Source organism: Prosthecobacter sp. (assembly GCF_044236155.1).
Classification (GTDB): Bacteria; Verrucomicrobiota; Verrucomicrobiia; order Verrucomicrobiales; family Verrucomicrobiaceae; genus Prosthecobacter.
On the sequence record NZ_JBIIHA010000013.1, the window covers coordinates 85373 to 101497 of the forward strand.

The 16125-nt window shown below is 61.7% G+C and carries 16 protein-coding genes; 7 read left to right on the top strand and 9 right to left on the bottom strand.

Going from position 1 to position 16125, the window contains the following annotated elements; genetic code table 11:
- Window positions 1-105: 105 nt before the first annotated feature.
- Window positions 106-2643, top strand: coding sequence for a protein kinase domain-containing protein (locus tag ACILSE_RS12990; RefSeq protein WP_395717828.1), 2538 nt, complete (start codon window positions 106-108; stop codon window positions 2641-2643).
- A 152-nt stretch (window positions 2644-2795) separates the two neighbouring features.
- Here the strand turns inward: ACILSE_RS12990 and ACILSE_RS12995 are convergent, their stop codons facing one another.
- From ACILSE_RS12995 to ACILSE_RS13010, 4 genes are all read right to left on the bottom strand, one after another.
- Window positions 2796-2993 carry a transposase gene (locus ACILSE_RS12995; RefSeq protein ID WP_395717872.1) on the bottom strand — a complete coding sequence of 66 codons (198 nt, stop codon included), beginning with the start codon at window positions 2991-2993 and terminating at the stop codon, window positions 2796-2798.
- Window positions 2926-3507, bottom strand: coding sequence for an IS5 family transposase (locus tag ACILSE_RS13000; protein WP_395717829.1), 582 nt, complete (start codon window positions 3505-3507; stop codon window positions 2926-2928). The genes ACILSE_RS12995 and ACILSE_RS13000 overlap by 68 nt, the downstream gene beginning before the upstream one ends.
- Window positions 3462-3584, bottom strand: a complete 123-nt coding sequence (locus ACILSE_RS13005; protein WP_395717873.1) for a hypothetical protein — start codon at window positions 3582-3584, stop codon at window positions 3462-3464. The genes ACILSE_RS13000 and ACILSE_RS13005 overlap by 46 nt, the downstream gene beginning before the upstream one ends.
- Window positions 3585-3944: 360 nt before the next feature.
- Window positions 3945-5906 (bottom strand): sialate O-acetylesterase, encoded by a 1962-nt coding sequence (locus tag ACILSE_RS13010; protein ID WP_395717830.1) that lies wholly within the window; start codon window positions 5904-5906, stop codon window positions 3945-3947.
- Window positions 5907-6012: 106 nt separating this feature from the next.
- Here ACILSE_RS13010 and ACILSE_RS13015 point away from each other — a divergent pair, with 106 nt between their 5' ends.
- Window positions 6013-7086, top strand: coding sequence for a hypothetical protein (locus tag ACILSE_RS13015; RefSeq protein WP_395717831.1), 1074 nt, complete (start codon window positions 6013-6015; stop codon window positions 7084-7086).
- A 3-nt stretch (window positions 7087-7089) separates the two neighbouring features.
- Here the strand turns inward: ACILSE_RS13015 and glsA are convergent, their stop codons facing one another.
- A complete protein-coding gene (gene glsA / locus ACILSE_RS13020; protein ID WP_395717832.1) occupies window positions 7090-8910 on the bottom strand; it encodes a glutaminase A in 1821 nt (606 codons plus the stop codon).
- Window positions 8911-9025: 115 nt separating this feature from the next.
- Between glsA and ACILSE_RS13025 the strand changes: the two genes are divergently transcribed.
- Window positions 9026-10075 carry a hypothetical protein gene (locus ACILSE_RS13025; protein WP_395717833.1) on the top strand — a complete coding sequence of 350 codons (1050 nt, stop codon included), beginning with the start codon at window positions 9026-9028 and terminating at the stop codon, window positions 10073-10075.
- An 11-nt stretch (window positions 10076-10086) separates the two neighbouring features.
- Here ACILSE_RS13025 and ACILSE_RS13030 read toward each other — a convergent pair whose 3' ends face one another.
- Both ACILSE_RS13030 and ACILSE_RS13035 read right to left on the bottom strand, forming a co-directional pair.
- On the bottom strand, window positions 10087-11031 hold the full coding sequence (locus tag ACILSE_RS13030; protein ID WP_395717834.1) for an endonuclease/exonuclease/phosphatase family protein: 945 nt from the start codon (window positions 11029-11031) through the stop codon (window positions 10087-10089).
- Window positions 11032-11050: 19 nt separating this feature from the next.
- Window positions 11051-11314: a twin-arginine translocase TatA/TatE family subunit gene (locus ACILSE_RS13035; RefSeq protein WP_395717835.1), complete on the bottom strand. Its 264-nt coding sequence runs from the start codon at window positions 11312-11314 to the stop codon at window positions 11051-11053.
- A gap of 258 nt (window positions 11315-11572) precedes the next feature.
- On the opposite strand from ACILSE_RS13035, the gene ACILSE_RS13040 reads away from it, so the two are divergent.
- Genes ACILSE_RS13040 through ACILSE_RS13055 form a run of 4 tightly spaced genes read left to right on the top strand, consistent with a single transcriptional unit; the run spans window position 11573 to window position 14576 of the window.
- The gene (locus ACILSE_RS13040; protein WP_395717836.1) at window positions 11573-11881 is read left to right on the top strand and encodes a Dabb family protein; all 309 of its coding nucleotides are present in this window, start codon (window positions 11573-11575) and stop codon (window positions 11879-11881) included.
- Between the two features lie 18 nt (window positions 11882-11899).
- On the top strand, window positions 11900-13237 hold the full coding sequence (locus tag ACILSE_RS13045) for an aspartate aminotransferase family protein (RefSeq protein ID WP_395717837.1): 1338 nt from the start codon (window positions 11900-11902) through the stop codon (window positions 13235-13237).
- Complete coding sequence (locus tag ACILSE_RS13050; protein ID WP_395717838.1) at window positions 13237-13932, top strand: 7-carboxy-7-deazaguanine synthase QueE; 696 nt, start codon at window positions 13237-13239, stop codon at window positions 13930-13932. Before ACILSE_RS13045 ends, ACILSE_RS13050 begins: the two co-directional genes overlap by 1 nt.
- Entirely contained in the window at window positions 13929-14576 is a 648-nt protein-coding gene (locus tag ACILSE_RS13055) for a thermonuclease family protein (RefSeq protein ID WP_395717839.1), read from the top strand. The genes ACILSE_RS13050 and ACILSE_RS13055 overlap by 4 nt, the downstream gene beginning before the upstream one ends.
- On the opposite strand, the gene ACILSE_RS13060 is transcribed toward ACILSE_RS13055, so the two are convergent.
- Complete coding sequence (locus tag ACILSE_RS13060) at window positions 14560-14955, bottom strand: (deoxy)nucleoside triphosphate pyrophosphohydrolase (RefSeq protein WP_395717840.1); 396 nt, start codon at window positions 14953-14955, stop codon at window positions 14560-14562. The two genes, ACILSE_RS13055 and ACILSE_RS13060, sit on opposite strands and share 17 nt — an antisense overlap.
- A gap of 2 nt (window positions 14956-14957) precedes the next feature.
- Complete coding sequence (locus ACILSE_RS13065) at window positions 14958-16064, bottom strand: hypothetical protein (protein WP_395717841.1); 1107 nt, start codon at window positions 16062-16064, stop codon at window positions 14958-14960.
- Window positions 16065-16125 lie beyond the last annotated feature (61 nt).

The window sequence follows — 16125 nt, forward strand, 5'->3', positions numbered from 1 at the left end:
AAAGGCGGAGAGCCAAGGGCGAAGCATTCGCTTGTGAAAATCGTGACATCGCAACTCGACAAGGGGAGGCGGCTGCGGTGTAATTCATCTATCCCAGCCTCCCGCATGCAGTCTCCGCCACGCACGCCCCCGGACATCCGCGATCATGAGACGCTCCGCCTCATCGGACGCGGTGCGTTTGGGGAGGTGTGGCTGGCGCGGAGTGTGACCGGGGTGTTCCGGGCGGTGAAGGTGGTGTGGCGGGAGGATTATGACAAACCGGACTCGTTTGAGCGGGAGTTTGAGGCGCTGAAGCGCTTCGAGCCGATCTCACGCCGCCACGAGGGGCTGGTGCCGATCCTCCAGGTGGGACGTAACGAGCAGGAGGGTTTTTATTACTATGTGATGGAGCTGGCGGATGATGTGGAGCGCGGGCGTGACATCGATCCGGCGACGTACAAGCCGCACACGCTGGGCCTGCAGATGAAGCGCGAGAAGCGTGTGCCGGCGGAGCAGTGCATCAAGCTGGGGGCGTCGATCGCGGAGGGCTTGGATTACCTGCATCGGAACCAGCTCATTCATCGCGATGTGAAGCCGTCGAATCTGATTTTCATCGATGGCGCGTGCCGGCTGGCGGACATCGGGCTGGTGGCGCTGCTGGGGCAGCGCAGTTTCGTGGGCACGGAGGGCTTTGTGGCTCCCGAGGGGCCGGGGACGGCGGCGTCGGACATTTTTTCCCTGGGCATGGTGCTGTATGAGGCGAGCACGGGCAAAGACCGGCTGGATTTCCCGGATCTGCCCTCGTGCTCGGAGTCGGGCGCGGATCTGGAGGTGTGGCGCAGGCTGCAGGATGCCATCTGCACGGCCTGCGCGCCGAAGGCGAAAGGGCGCTTCGTCAATGCGCGCGAAATGGCGCTGGCGCTGCGCGGCGAGCCGCTGCCGTCCTCGCGCAAACTAATGTGGTCATGGATTGCCGCCGGTTCGGTGGCGCTGGTGCTGGCGGTGGGCTTCGGCATGTGGCTGGCGCAAAGCAAACGCGGACGGGCCATGGTGGCGATGAACAACAGTGTGCCGCGGCTGAAGATCGTGACGATGCCGGCGGGCGCGGTGGTCTTTGCGGGGGAGGAGAAGCTGGGCGAGACGCCGCTGGAACTGAATCCTGCGGAGGGCGTGCCGGTGATTTACCAACTCCGGCTGGCTGGCCATAAACAGATCGAGATCGAGCACATCGCCTCGGATGAGAAACCGGCGGTGTTTGACCTGAAAATGGAGCCCTCACGTCTGCCGCAGAAGGGCGAGCGCTGGATGAACAGCCTGGGCATGGAATTCAAGCCGGCCGCAGGAGGTCATCTGAGCGCCGTTCCGGTGGAGATGAAGTTTTTCCGTCGTTTTCTGGAGGCGACCGGCCGCTCGTTCGAGGGGAAGGTGGTGCGCTACCAGCCGGGGAAAGAGACGGCCTATCTCGTGGTCGTGCCGGACGGGGACGCGGAGGCGTTTCGCTACTGGCTGACGGATCGTGACCGCAGCGAGGCGTTTTTGAGCCAGGAGCATCACTACGCGGTGGAGCCGTTTTATTTCGTCGAGAGCGGACAGCCTGCGGGCGAGGAGATGCCGGACGGGCGCGAGGTGGAGACTGATCCTGAGGAGGAAAAAAACTGGCGCGCCTTCCATCTGCGTGTGGAGCGCCAGACCTACGGCAGCGTGATCGTGCGCAGCCAGCCGGAGAAGGTGCGCGTCTATCAGCACGAGCAGCTTCTCGGCGAGACGCCGCTGGAACTGCCGCGAGTCCGCACCGGGCCGGTGGAGTTTGAGCTGCGGGAGGAAGGTTTCGCCGACGTCGTGCTCGAAGGTGAGGTGCGGGAAGGGGAGCAGGCGGAGCTTTTTGCCGACATGCAGACGCGGAAGGCGGTGACCTTTGGCCGTCAGTGGAAGGAGAACAGCCTCGGCATGAATTTCGTGCCGCTGGGCGATGTGATGATCTCCGCGTGGGAGATCCGGCACCGCGACTACATGGAGTATTGCAAAGCCACGCAGGCCCGCCGCCCCGGCCGTGTCGATGACAGCGGCAAAGGCGGCGCGCTGCCCGTGGTGGGCGTGGATCGCAATGAGGCGCGGGCGTTTTGCACCTGGTTCACGGAACGTGAGCGCAATGCCGGCCTCATCGGCCCAAAAGACTCCTACCGGCTGCCAACTGACGAGGAATGGAGCCGTGCGGCCGGATTGCCGCCTGAACGCGGTGCCACGCCCGAGGAGCGCAACGGTCGCATCCGTGGTGTTTACCCCTGGGGCTACGACTGGCCGCCGCCGAACAACGTGGACAATCTCGCCGACATCAATTCCGCCCGCAAAGCCAGCCTGGACAGCGCGATCGCCGGTTATGAGGACAAATATCCTTTCGTCGCGCCGGTGGCCGCGCTGCCGCTGAATGAGCGCGGCATCTGCGGTCTCGCGGGCAATGTCTCGGAGTGGGTGGACACGGATTACGAGCCCGCTCCTGCCGCCAAACCCGGTGAGACGGCCAAGCCTTCCCTCGGCACCACCCGCGGCGGCAACTGGCGCACCTCCGCGCCGGAAGAACTGCTCGCTTCCGCCCGCATGCCGGTGCCGCCGGAAACGAGACGGAACACCATCGGCTTCCGCGTCGTGCTGGTGCGCGGAAAATGAGCGTGCTTGCGAGGCCGTGCTTTTCAATTTTTTGTTCAGAACTAGGCCGTGTTTGAAAACCCTCAACATCCATACCGAAGCCAGTCGATGATGGAAGCAAACTGAATGAGAGCCAGGAAGTGGGAGGCAAGTTTGTCGCGGCGCGTGTTTGCTTAGGTACAGTGCTTCAGGCGGCAGAAGTAGTTCTCCACCTTGTAGCGCTGACGATAGAGCTTCTTGTTGAGCCTGCGCTTCTTGCGCCGGTTCGACTTGCTGGGAATGCAATGAGAGGCTCCAAGCTGCTCAAGTTGTCGGCGAAGAGGGGCGCTGTCGAAGCCGTTGTCTCGTCTTTGCCTTGCCCCTGCGGGCAGCCTGCGGCTGGCTGTCTCGCTGCGCTCGGCTGTCTCCCACTACCATCAGCCCCTCTGGGACTTCGAGCAACGGGATGACATATTTGCCCTCGTAAGCCTGGCCTTCGATGAGCAACAGCTTCACTGGCAGCCCCCGACCGTCGGTCAGCGCCATGATCTTGGTGTTGCGTACGCCACGCGTGCGGTCCATCGCCTGCTTCCGAGCTCCTCCGGCGGGATTGGCGGCGCATTGGTGCACCACCACATGCGTGCCATCGACCAGTCGGATCCTGCTTTTGGAGCGGCACGCCAATCGGCGCAGCAGTCGCTCCCAGATCCCTTGCCGAGCCAGCTGCTGATACCAGCCATAGATCGTGCGCCAGGGACCGAAGCCATCAGGAAGGTCACGCCAAGGTCCTGCATTTCTCAGCCGGTAGAACAGCGCATCAAGCACCATGTCCAATCCTGCTGGAGGTCTGCAGCCCAGTTTCAGACCACCATTTTTTTGAGCCGCTCTTTGAGCGGCCCCCACCATGCAAAGCGTTGGTTTTTCATCGTCTCTGCCCTTTCCGCCATCACCACCGATTTGCCAATCGACAGGTTTTCAAACACGACCTAAGCACCGACCGTGGTTTGATCACAGAACTGGAACCAAAACGCAGAATGGATGTCAGACAATTCGGATTTTGAATGCGTATGAAGCCGGATTAATCAAGGTCACTGGCGATGCACCCAAATTTAAGAGGAAGCTCACCGAGGATAACATCGAACTAGTCGTTAAAACTGTATTCTCTAACCACGGAAACCCCATCACTGACTCCAGAGTCCAACAAAAAATATCCAACACGATTCAGATGCTTAAAGCAGCCCAAAAGATTTCAGGCGCTTTATTTTCATAACGCTCCGCAACTTACAATGATGCATGCCACCGTTCGAGTCTTGTGCAGATGGCTCAACTCCCGGTAAGTGGCCTCACTTCACCCGATACGCCTCCACCTCGGTCGTGAAAGCAAACGTGTTGGGGAAGTTGCCCGCCTGCTGCGCGTGGTGGTCGAGGTAGGTGAGGCGGATAAACTTGGCCTCGGTGTCGGGGAAGGTGATGGAGGCGCGTTCGGCTTTGGCGAGGGGGAAGACATGTTTGCCGACCTCGCGGAAGGTTTGGCCATCGGTGCTGACGGAGATGGCGACGGTTTTGGTGGAGCCGATCTCGGGGGCACCGACGAGGATCAAATTTAGCGTGCGCGGTTGCTTGAGGTCGATGGTGACGTGCTTCGGGAACTGGTCGGTGTTGCTGGTGGCGTAGCAGTTCGGCGGAAAGGAGGCCCAGGAGCCGTCGGTGAGGCCAAAGTCCCAGCCGTAGGTGTTTTGGTCGCTGCTGGTCCAGGTGCAGCCTTTGGCGAAGTTGTCGCCGAGGTCGGGATCGACAGGCCAGTGCGTGTGGAAGGCGGTGGCGGGCAGGCCGTCTTTGTCCATGAGGTTCGGGATGGCGAGCTTGCTCCACGCGAATCGCGCACGACGCGGCTGCGGGACCTTGGCGGAGGTCAAAACGACGCTGTCGCCATCGATTTGAGCGTCCGCAGGCTGGAAGAGGCCATCGCGGCCGGCGATCTCGAAATGCGTGAGCGGTTTGCCATCGCGTGAGGCGAGTCCGCTGGCGGCGTGGGCGAACTTCACGCGGATGGCGCTGCCTTCGATGGCGTGGCTGGCGTAAAGCGGGCCGCTGGGGTCGATGTCGGTCTTGCCGTAGGTCTTTGCCATGGCCCAGAGCGAGAGGCGGTGGGCGACTTCTTTTTTCTTCGCGGGATGGATGTCCGGGACCTCGCCGATGTCGGTAATGACGGCCATGCCGGTGTGCGGGATGTCGAGGCACTTCGTCTGCGCCTGCCAGAACTGCGCGAGGATCTCCGGCTCCTCGGTGCCGTATTGGAAGGGGGCGATCTGCACGAAGTAGAAGGGCAGCTCAGGCTGCTGGAACACGCTGCGCCAGGAGGCGAGCAGGGCTTTTTTCTTGTCGGTATAGACGAAGCCTTCGTTGTGGTTCGATTCGCCCTGATACCAGATGGCGCCGCGCATGGCGAAGGGGACGAGCGGATGGATCATGGCATTGTAGAGCGCGGTGGGCGTGCCAGCACCGGCGTCGAGCGTGGCAGGCTGGCCGGGGATGGCGGGCACGGGCTGCTTTTTCTCCAAGGCGGTCTTCACGGCCTGCTGCCACTGCGTGACGGCGGCGAGGTGTTTTTCATGCGCGGTGCGGTAGGCGTCGCTGCCGGGAAGTTTCGCGCGCACATCGGCGACGAAGTCTTTCAGCTCCGGAACGGCGTCAAAGCCCTCGATGCTCGTCCACGGCTCGATGCGCGTGCCGCCCCAGGCGCTCAAAATGATGCCGACGGGCACTTTGAGCTCCTCGTGCAGTTTGAGACCAAAGTAGTAACCCACAGCGGAAAAGCTGGCGGCGCTCTCCGGCGAGCTGCGTGCCCATTTCGCGGGCACATCGTCCTGCGGCGTGAGCGCGGTCGTTTTCGGCACCTCGATGAGGCGGAGGTTCGGATGCGTGGTGTTCGGGATGTCGGCGTTCGAGTCGGGCTTCATCTGCATTTCCCACTCCATGTTCGACTGGCCGGAGGCGAGCCACACTTCGCCGATCAAAACATCCTGCACGCTCACATTGCCCGCCTTGAGCACCTGCGGCTCCGCATTCGCGGGCATGGGATCGAGCTTTACCATCCATTTGCCGCCCGCATCGGCCTTCGCGGTCTTCTTTTGCCCCGCGAACTCGACGACGACCTCCTCGCCCGGCGCGGCCTTGCCCCACACCGGCACCGCTTTGTCCCGCTGGAGCACCATGTGGTCGGTGAAGATGGAGGGCAGCCGCACTTCGGCGAAGGACGAATGCAGAATGACGAATGAGGAAAGGAAGGCGGCGAGCGGTTTCATGGAATGCAGGCGGATGGTTGTCGGATTGGACATGAAATCCAGCGGCCTGCATTTCTTTCTTGGCATCTGGAGCCGCTCCCTTCATCGTCGCGTTCTTCCAATCACCATGCGCACGCTTCTTCTCCTCGCTTTCCTCGCCCACACCGCCACGGCGGCGGAGTGGACCATCTCAACCTTCTCCGGAACCGGCGTCAAAGGCGGCAGCGGTGATGGTGGTCCCGCCACGGCGGCCCAGATCGACAATCCGTTCGGCGTCGTGCGTGGCCCCGATGGTGCGATCTGGTTCTGCGAATACACCGGCCAGCGCATCCGCCGCGTGGCTCCTGATGGCACGATCAGCACCATCGCGGGCACAGGCGCCAAGGGCTACAGCGGCGATGGCGGCCCCGCTTTGCAGGCGACCTTCAATCTGCCGCATGAACTGCGTTTCGACTCGAAGGGCGACCTTTACATCGTGGACATGGTGAACAATGCGGTGCGGAAGATTGACCTGAAGACGAAGATCATCACCACCATCGCCGGAACTGGCGTGGCAGGCTACAGCGGTGACGGCGGACCGGCGGTGAAAGCGCAATTCAAGCAACCGCACAGCATTCAATTCGGCCCTGAGGGCGATCTTTACGTCTGCGACATCGGCAACCACGTAATCCGCAAGATCGACATGAAGACGGGCACGATCAGCACCTTTGCCGGTGTTGGAAAGGCGGGGCCGACGCCCGACGGATCTCCCATCGCCGGGACGTCGCTCAAAGGGCCGCGTTCGCTCGATTTCGACAAGCAGGGCAACCTTTGGCTCGCCACGCGTGAAGGAAACCAGGTCTTCAAATTCGACCTGAAGGCCGGGAAAATTCATCACATCGCAGGCACAGGTAAAAGCGGCTTCACCGGCAACGGTGGTCCGGCGAAGGAGGCCACGCTGAGCGGGCCGAAGGGCATTTCTGTCGATGCCGAGGGCAACGTCTGGCTCGCCGACTGCGAAAGCCACTCCATCCGTATGATCAACATGAAGACTGGTAATCTTGAACTCATCGCCGGGCTCAATCAGAAAGGCGACGGCCCGGATGGCGATCCGCTTCAGTGCAAAATGGCGCGTCCTCACGGTGTCTTTTGCGACGCCGACGGCACGGTCTTCATCGGCGACAGCGAATCACACCGCGTACGCCTGCTGAAGAAGAAGTGACTGCTAGCCGCGATGCAGGGTGGAGATTTCCCGGTTCGCCTGACGAAGGCGCACCGAGAGCTCCTGGGTCAACTCATGCAGGAGCGTGATCTTGAGCGAAGGACGCTGGGCATTCAGAGCTTCGAACCAGTCCTTGGTGATCACCACGCACCTCACAGGCTCCATGGCAATCACATCGGCGGAGCGTGTTGAACCATCAAGGAAGGCCATCTCGCCGACTGTCATGCCGGCGGTGAGCACGTCGATGCGCTTGCGTTCACCACCCTCGGCGAGGATTTGAACCTCGACATTGCCTTTCACGATCACAAACATCTCGTCTGCCTTGCCGCCGGTGGTCATGAGCACCTCGTTCGGATTGTAGCAGCGCTGCTCCAGAGTTTCCTCAAGGTAGGCGATGTCGTCGTTCGTGCAGCCGCGGAAAAGGAAGCAGGACTTGAGCTTGAGGGTGCCCAGCGGCCTCCAGGAGGCGCCGGTGACCTCGAGAAGCATCGCGTCCTCACAGGCCTCCAGGGCGGCGTCGAGAGTGGCGTAGATCTGATCGGGCGTGATGCCAATGCCCCGCAGGGAGGTCAGCAAGCGGCCCGGCTGGCAAAAAACCATGCGCACCTGCTGCTCGGCAAGCCGCACTCCGAGGTTGGACAAGAGGATGAGGCTAACCGAGTTCGCATTCACCACCGCCCGCAGATCAAAGATGATGAAGCGGCAGCCCTCCTCGGCGAGGCTTGCCGCGTAACGCACGACCGGCTCGATGGTGGCGAAGGTCAGGCCTCCTTGTAGCTCGATGATCTGGATGCGTGCCCCGTTCACACGGAGCATCTCCCGGGCCGTCGGCGGCAGACGCCGGCGGGCCATGACCTCGCCGCCCTTGTAGGCCAGCCGCACGGAGGAACGCGGAGTCGCCGTGGGATTCAACATGTGCAGGGCGAGTTCGCGCGAGACATCCATGCAAACCTGGATGCCACGGTGGCTGTTGCCCTGTTTGTCCAGAGGTGGTGAGAAAACACCAATGCCGAGCTGTCCTGGCAGCACGGCTAGAATGCCGCCGCCGACTCCGCTTTTGGCGGGCAGGCCGACACGGTAAATCCACTCGCCCGACCAGTCATACATGCCGCAGGTGGCCATGACGCCGAGCACGTTGTCCACCAGCTCCGCCGGAATGACGCGGGTGTTGCTGGCCGGATGCACGCCCTGATTGGCCAGAGTCGCCCCCATGACCGCCAGATCACGGCAGGTGATCTCAACGGCGCATTGCTGGAAATAGGTCTCGAGGATCTCGTCCGGGTCTTCGTCGATGATTCCGAAATTCCGAAGCAGCCAGCCGATGGCTCGATTGCGGTGCCCGGTCTCGCTCTCGCTGCGATACACGGACTGGTTGACCTCAAGTTTCCGCCCCGCGAAGGCGCTGAGATACTCCACCACGCGCTCGATGCGGCTCTTGCCATCCTTTTTCAAGATTTGGCCGCTGGTGGCAATCGCTCCCGCATTAATCATTGGGTTCAGCGGCGCACCGGTGCCTTCCTTGAGGCTGATGGCGTTGAAGGCCTCCACCGAGGGCTCCACACCGATGCGGGACAGGACATGCTCCTCTCCGCGGTCTTCGAGCGCGAGGCCATAGGTCAGCGCCTTCGAGATGGACTGGATGGTGAACGGCTGTCTTGTGTCGCCCACTTCGTAAACATGCCCGTCTCGCGTGGCGATGCAGATGCCGAACCAGTTTGGGGATGCTTTGGAGAGCTCGGGGATGTAATCGGCCACATGTCCGCTGCTGTCAGACGCGTAACGCGAATGAAGCTGTTCGAGATACTCTTGGATGGGAGAGAGCATTTTAAGTTCCCAAGCAACTCTTGTGCCTGAGATTCATTTTTCTCTTCACGCCCTCTTGAGTTGATCTGATTCCCTATGGATAAATGGCCGCGCTTGCTCAGTATTCTCTGCCCTCATGAAATCATCACTCGCCAGCCTTCTCGTTTTCTTCCTGCCTCAGCTTGCCCATGCCGACCAGATCGTGCTTGTCGCCGGCGGAACGAACGACGCGGTGGACATTCCTGCGACGGAGGCCGTGTTGAAGGAGCCGTTTGGCACGGCATTCGACTCCGGCGGCCACCTGTGGATCGTTGAAATGGTTTCGGGCAACCGGCTGCTGCAGGTCGATGGCGGCGGCGTGATCCAGCATGTGGCCGGGCAGCTCAAGCCGGGCGACAGCGGCGACGGCGGGCCGGCGATCCGCGCGCAGTTCAACGGGCCGCACAACCTCGCCATCCTGCCGGATGACAAGGTGCTCATCGGAGACACCTGGAACGGCCGCGTGCGCGTGGTGGATGTGAAGGCACGCATCGTGAGCACCCTGGAGGGCTGGAAAGCGCCTGCGGGCAAGGCGCGTGGCAACGGCCCTTACTGCATCACCCTCACTCCTGATAGCAAAAAGCTCCTCATCGCCGATCTGCTCCAGGTCCATGAGTTGGACCTCGCCAGCCACAAAAGCCGCGTCATTGCTGGCAATGGGAAAAAGGGCAAACCCGTGGATGGTGCTGTGGCAGTCGATGAGCCGCTGGTGGATCCACGTGCGGTCGCCGCGGACGGGAAAGGAAACGTCTATATCCTCGAGCGTGGTGGCAACGCGCTTCGTGTCGTTGATCAAAACGGCCGCATCCGCACCGTCGTGAACGCCAGCGGCAAGCAGGGAGGGGAAGGGGACGGTGGTCCCGCTCTGGAGGCCACGATGAACGGGCCGAAGCACCTTTGCGTGGACAAGGACGACACGGTGCTCATTGCAGACGCGGAGGCGCATCTTGTGCGGCGCTACGTGCCTGCCACCGGCAAAATCGAGCGCGTAGCAGGCACTGGCAGGAAAGGCTGCGCGGGTGTGGGCGGTGATCCGAGGCAGTGCGAGCTTTCGCGTCCCCATGGCGTCACCATTCACCCGCAGACGGGCGAGCTGTACATCACCGACAGCTACAATAACCGCGTGCTGAAGATCACGCGGCAGTAGGCGCGTAGGCTTTACTCCTTCTTCAAGATCGGCTCAGGGCTGATCTTGATGACCAGCGGCCGGTGGTCGCTCGCCTTGTCAAAGTCTCGCGAGGAGTAGATATAGCAGCGGTTGAAGTCGATGTGAGGACGCAGCACGCGGCTCATGAAGCAGTAGTCGAGGCGTGAATAAGTGTCCGCCGTGTCCCAGAAGTGCGTCCAGACCTCGCCGTTGCGGTCTTTGAGCCAGATGTCCTGCATGGCGGTGTCGCTCGTGCGCGGACTGCCCATGATTTCGGCGATGGCGGGCTCGTTGCGGTGCTCGTTGAAGTCGCCGTAGGCCAGGATGCGTGCTCCGGAGTCGTGGGTGAAAATGCTGTCGAGGTGTTTGCGCAGCAGGCGTGCCTCGTTTCGTCTCATCTGGGCCTGGTCGGCCTCCTCGATCTCACGCATCGACTTCAAATGCACGCCGACGCAGTGCAGGTCGAAAGTCGGCGTGATGGCGATGGTCACATCCAGAATGCCGCGTTGAAAAGGCAGCGTCTGCGCGCCTAGCTGGTAGGTGAGGTTCGTCTGTGAGTTGCGCGCTTTGATCGGCAGACGGGAAAGCAAGGCAAGCCGGCGGGTGGAATCACCGCCATGGGCCAGCTCGGTGTGCGGCAGGTTGATGCCTGCGGCCTTGAGGCGTTTTTGCAGGTCGGCGAGGTCGTCGGCAGTGCCGATCTCGCAGACGCCGAGGATGTCCGGCTTGATGGCGGCGAGGATTTTGACCACCTGCTCGCGCTCGGCCTCCGGCTTCGGTGTGGCTGGTAGCGTCTGGTAGGTCTTCATGTCCAGCCGGTCCATCGTGAGCCAATTCTTCAGATTGTAGGCGCAGAAGGTGATGCGCTCCGGCTCGGCGCCCCCCAGCTGCACCGCGCAGGCAAAGAAAACGGCGGGTCCAAAGACCCGCCGCGTGATTTGAAGGAGTGGCTTCATGCCCATGAACGAGACTTGGCTAGGAATCTTCGACGTTGGCGACCGGTTGGCGCTTTTCCTGCGGCTGCTGGATCTGCGGGCGTTCCGCCTCGATCTGGGCGTTGTGAAGCTCCTTTTCGAACTCGTCCTTGGCTTTTTTGAACTCGCCCATGCTCTTGCCCAGGCTGCGGGCGAAGGTGGGCAGTTTTTTCGCGCCAAAAAGCACGAGAATGAGGATGGCGATGATGATCAACTCGGGCGTGCCGAGGGGGCCAAAGGCGGCGAGGATGTGGGGGGTGGTCATGATGGTACTAGGTTTGCATTGTTGGTGTGGACGTGCAACGCGGACTTTCAGTCGTTCCCAGTGGGGCCATCGTCCTTCGCGCGGATGAAAATGACCGAGGTGGAAACCTCAGAAACCATTTCCACCCGCTAAAACGCGCCAATGGCCGCCGGGCTAGCAGGAATCTCGCATTTTCGCGGGAAAACGAGGCTGGTTCTGAATTGAAACCAGAGTTTTGGCGATTGCAGGCGGGTTCGGCGGGCGTAGCTGTCGGCTACCATGCTTCACAACGTCTATTTCTGGCTCAAGCCCGACCTCACCGCCGATCAACGTGCCACCTTTGAATCGGAACTCGCCCTGCTTCCGAAGATCAGCTACCTCGCCCACGGATTCGTTGGCAAACCAGCTCCCACGGAGAAGCGCCCGGTCACGGATCACTCGTTCAGCTATTCCATCTCGCTGCTCTTCATGACCATGGAGGACCATGAATTCTACCAGAAGGGCTGCCCGGACCACCAGCGCTTCGTGGACACCTGCAAGACCTTCTGGGAGCGCGTCGTCGTGTATGACAGCTCCTCCCTGAGCTGAGTTTTCACCCTTCCAGCCATGTCCTACACCTTCCCGAAATCCGCGGAGCTCTACACCCGCGCCCAGCGCAGCATTGCCGCCGGTATCAACAGCGGCATCCGCAAGATTGAGGCCCCGGTGCCTCTTTACTTCGATCACGGCAGCGGCTCGCGGCTCTTCGATGTCGATGGGAATGAGTACATCGACTTCCAGATCGGCCAGGGTGCCATTTTGTATGGTCACGCGCCGAAGGGCATGGCTGAGGCGATCTCCGCGCAGGCTTTCAAAGGCACGCACTGGGCCGCGCAGAGCGAGTTGGAGATCGACGTGGCCGAGCGGCTGCAAAAGATGATCCCGGGAGCCGAGCGGGTGCGCTTCAACAACTCCGCCACCGAGGTCGTGCTCTCCGCGTTGCGTCTCGCGAGGGCGCACACAGGCCGTCCTCTCATTCTGAAGTTTGAGGGCCACTACCACGGCTGGGCGGATGAAGGCCTCGTCGGCTTCGCACCGCCGCCGGACAAGTGGGGCGATGACGAGAACCCCACGCGCCTCCACCCCAGCCAGGGCGTGATCCCCGAGGTGCTCGGCACCTTCGTCGTGGCCCGCTGGAACGATCCCGAGCACCTGCGCCGCAAGGTCGAGGAGCATCACGGCCAGATCGCCGCGATCATTTTCGAGCCCGTGCTCTGCAACACCGGCTGCATGCCCGCCGTGCCCGGCATGATCTCGACCATCCGCGAGCTTTGCGATGCGAACGGCATCGTCATGATCGCCGATGAAACCATCACCGGCTTCCGCTTCGGTGCTGGCTGTGCGCAGACGCACTATGGCTTCACGCCCGATTTGACCATCCTCGGCAAGGCCGTCGGGGGCGGTGTGCCTTTCGCGGCCCTCGTCGGCAGAGAATCATTCTTCGCCAAGATCATCAGTGGCGAGGTCGTCCACGCCGGCACGCTCAATGCGAACCCGCTTTGCCTTGCCGCTGCGAAATGGTGCCTCGATGAAGTCATCGCCCTCGGTGACAAGCATCCAGCAGGCGTCATCGCCCTCGGCGAGCACTTGATGGCCGGCTTGAGCAAGCTCGCCGCGCAGCATGACATCCCGCTGCAACCGCAAGGCCCCGGCCTCGTCTTCCACTGCGCCATGCTGAAGCCCGGTGCCGACAAAGGCCCCATCACCAGCTACCGCGACTACGTCCGCCGCCAAGACGCCCCACGCTGGGCCCACCTGCGCCGCTGCCTTCTCGAAGAAGGCGTCCGCGCCATCGAACGTGGCTTGTGGTTCATCAGCCTCGCTCACACCCAGGCGGACATCGATGAAGCGCTGAAGCGTGCGGCACTTGCTTTTGCCCGCCACGCGGCAGAGTGGAAAGCCTGATGCTGATCTCCGAGATCTTTTACTCTGTGCAGGGCGAAGGGACGCTGGTGGGCGTGCCTTCGGTGTTTGTGCGGACGTCGGGATGCAATCTGCGCTGCCGCTGGTGTGACACGCCGTATGCCTCGTGGAAGCCCGAGGGCACGGAGATGAGCGTGGAAGCGCTTTTGCAGGCGGTGAACGCGCATCCCACGCGCTTCGTCGTCGTCACCGGTGGCGAGCCGATGGTGGCCAAGGAGATGCCTTTACTGCTGCAAAAGCTGCGTGAGGCCGGAAAGCACATCACGATCGAAACGGCGGGCACCATCACGCCAGAGGGCGTGCCTTGTGATCTGGCCTCCATCAGCCCAAAACTGGCGCATTCGACGCCGGATGAGGCTGCCGCAGGTAAGGCATGGGTCGAAAAGCATGAACGCCTGCGGTTTCAGCCAGACGTGTTGCGGGCCTGGTGCTCGAAACATGACTTTCAGCTGAAATTCGTCATCGCCAGCGAGGCCGATGTTTTGGAGGTGAAGGCCGTCATCGCCTCCATCGGCATCGAGATACCGCCGGAGAAGGTCTTGCTCATGCCGGAGGGCATCACGCAGGACGCTTTGAAGGCCCGGCAGATGTTGCTCGTGGACATCTGCAAGCGTGAGGGCTGGCGCTACTCGCCACGCTTGCACATCGACCTCTTTGGCAACAAGCGCGGCACATGAGAAGGAAGCATCCGAAGCTGACGCGGAATTTGTGGATCGCGGTCTGGCTGCTGGTCGCGGTGATCCAGTCATGGGACTTTTTCCGCGAAAAACCCACCGCGCCCAAAGCGGAGCCTGATGGTTTCTTCGTTGAGTTGAAAAATGCGCGTTTGGTGGATGATCCGGGCAATGATGGTGACAGCTTCAAGATCGCGCATGACGGCGGCGAGCATGTGTTGCGGCTCTATTTTGTCGATTGCCCCGAAAAGAGGCAGTATGCGCTGGTAGAGGGCCGTCTGAAGGACCAGGCGGGTTATTTTGGTGGTTTGAGCATCCCGCAGATTTTGAACGCGGGCGCGCAGGCGAAAGCGTTCACTGAGAATCTGCTCAAGGAGGAGGATTTCACGATCCAGACACGGTGGGAACGTGTTTACGACAGCGAGCGCACCTATGCCGTGGTCTTGTTTGACGATGGCGAGGATTTGGCGATCAAGCTCGTCGAGGCCGGTCTGTGCCGCATTCACACGAAGGGCACGATGATGCCGGACGGGCAGCATGAGTTCGATTTCGAGAAGCGCCTGCGTGAAGCTGAGCGCGAGGCGAAGGCCGAGAAGCGAGGCGCGTGGGGTATTCCAAAACGGGCGCCGCCTAAGCCAAAAAAGTGAGCACCGGCACATCCGCCAGTGCCAGGGGATAGGAGGCGAGTTTCACGCTTTCCACCCAGGCAAGGCTGGTATGCTCGTGCGGGTGCGGCTCCGGGCTGTCAGGCTTGAGTTCGCAGAGAAAAGGAATGAGTTTGATGCTGCCCCATTCATACGAATGAACAAAAGGCGGCAGTTTTTTCGTGATCCTGACTTCGCAGCCGAGTTCCTCGCGAAGTTCGCGGTGCAAGGCGGCTTCCGGCTCTTCACCGCGCTCCACTTTGCCGCCGGGAAACTCCCATAAACCGCCGAGTTTCTTTCCGGGCGGGCGCTGCGCGAGCATGACCAGCCCGTCACGCACGATGACCGCGCAAACGACCGGCACTGGCGGTTGAACATGCATGCTCAGGAGTCGGAGAGCGTGAGCGCTGCCTTCGCGGTGCGCAGAGCCGCATCAGGCACGCTGAGCTTGCCCATGTTGGCCCGCATGCGACGGCCCACGGCGGCGTTGTTGGTGAGGATGCTCTCCACCGCGGCGGCGGTCTCCTTGGGGGTGCGCGTGACCACGCCGCCGTCGATCTTGGTCAGCAGTTCGGCGTTTCCTTCCTCCTGGCCAGGCACGACGTAGTCGATGACGGCGGGGATTTTCGCCGCGAGTACCTCGTGCAGGATGGCGCCGCCGGCCTTGCAGATGACGACGTCGTGCGTGCGCAAAAATTCCGGGATGCGCTTCGTCCAACCAATGATTTCGACTGATTCCGGCGGCAGCGAATCGGTGAGGCGGCGCAGGATGTGATAGAGACGCGCCGCGTGCTTGCCAACGGGCAACGTCAGTTTGTTTCCGGCGAGCAGCAGCGGCTTCAGCGCGTCCAGCGTGGACGCTACATGCCGTCCAGTAGTCGATGGCAGGTAAAGAATGCGTGCTCCCGCATGCGGCGCTTGCTGCGGTAGCGGTTCCGTGAAAGCAAGGCTCACCGGAAAGCCGGTAACGCGGATTTTTGTCTCGGGCACGCCGAATCCAACGACGACTTTTTTGGTTTCCTCGTCGGCCACGCAAAACAAATCGCTGCCGGACATGACCCAGATGCGGTTCACGGTAATCGAGTCCGTGATGACCGTGCAGAGAGGCGGCACAGCCTGTTGGCGCGCCAGGGTTTCCAACAGCACGGCGTAGAGCGGATAGGTGCTGACGATGAGGCGCGGCTGCTTTTCGGCGAGCTGCTGTTTGAGATGATTGAGCAAGCCCTTCTGCCACAGCGAATCAGGTCCGGTGACGCTGCGTTTGCCCATGAGGTCATAAGTGACACGCCATGCGGCGGGGAAATGCGTGATGGCCTGCTGGTAGAGCGCCTTCGTCATCGCGGCCGTGCGCGGCATCGCCTCGCTAATGAGGTCGCAAACCTCGACACTTTCACCCGCGCAAAGGCGTTCCAGCGCCTCGGCCACCGAGCGCGCCGCTGTGTTGTGTCCATCGCCATAACCGGCCGTTAAAATCCAAATCACGCGGCTCATCGCTGGCGGGGAAACGCGGCAGGACAAGCAAAAACACCGGCACCACACGGGGATTGACATT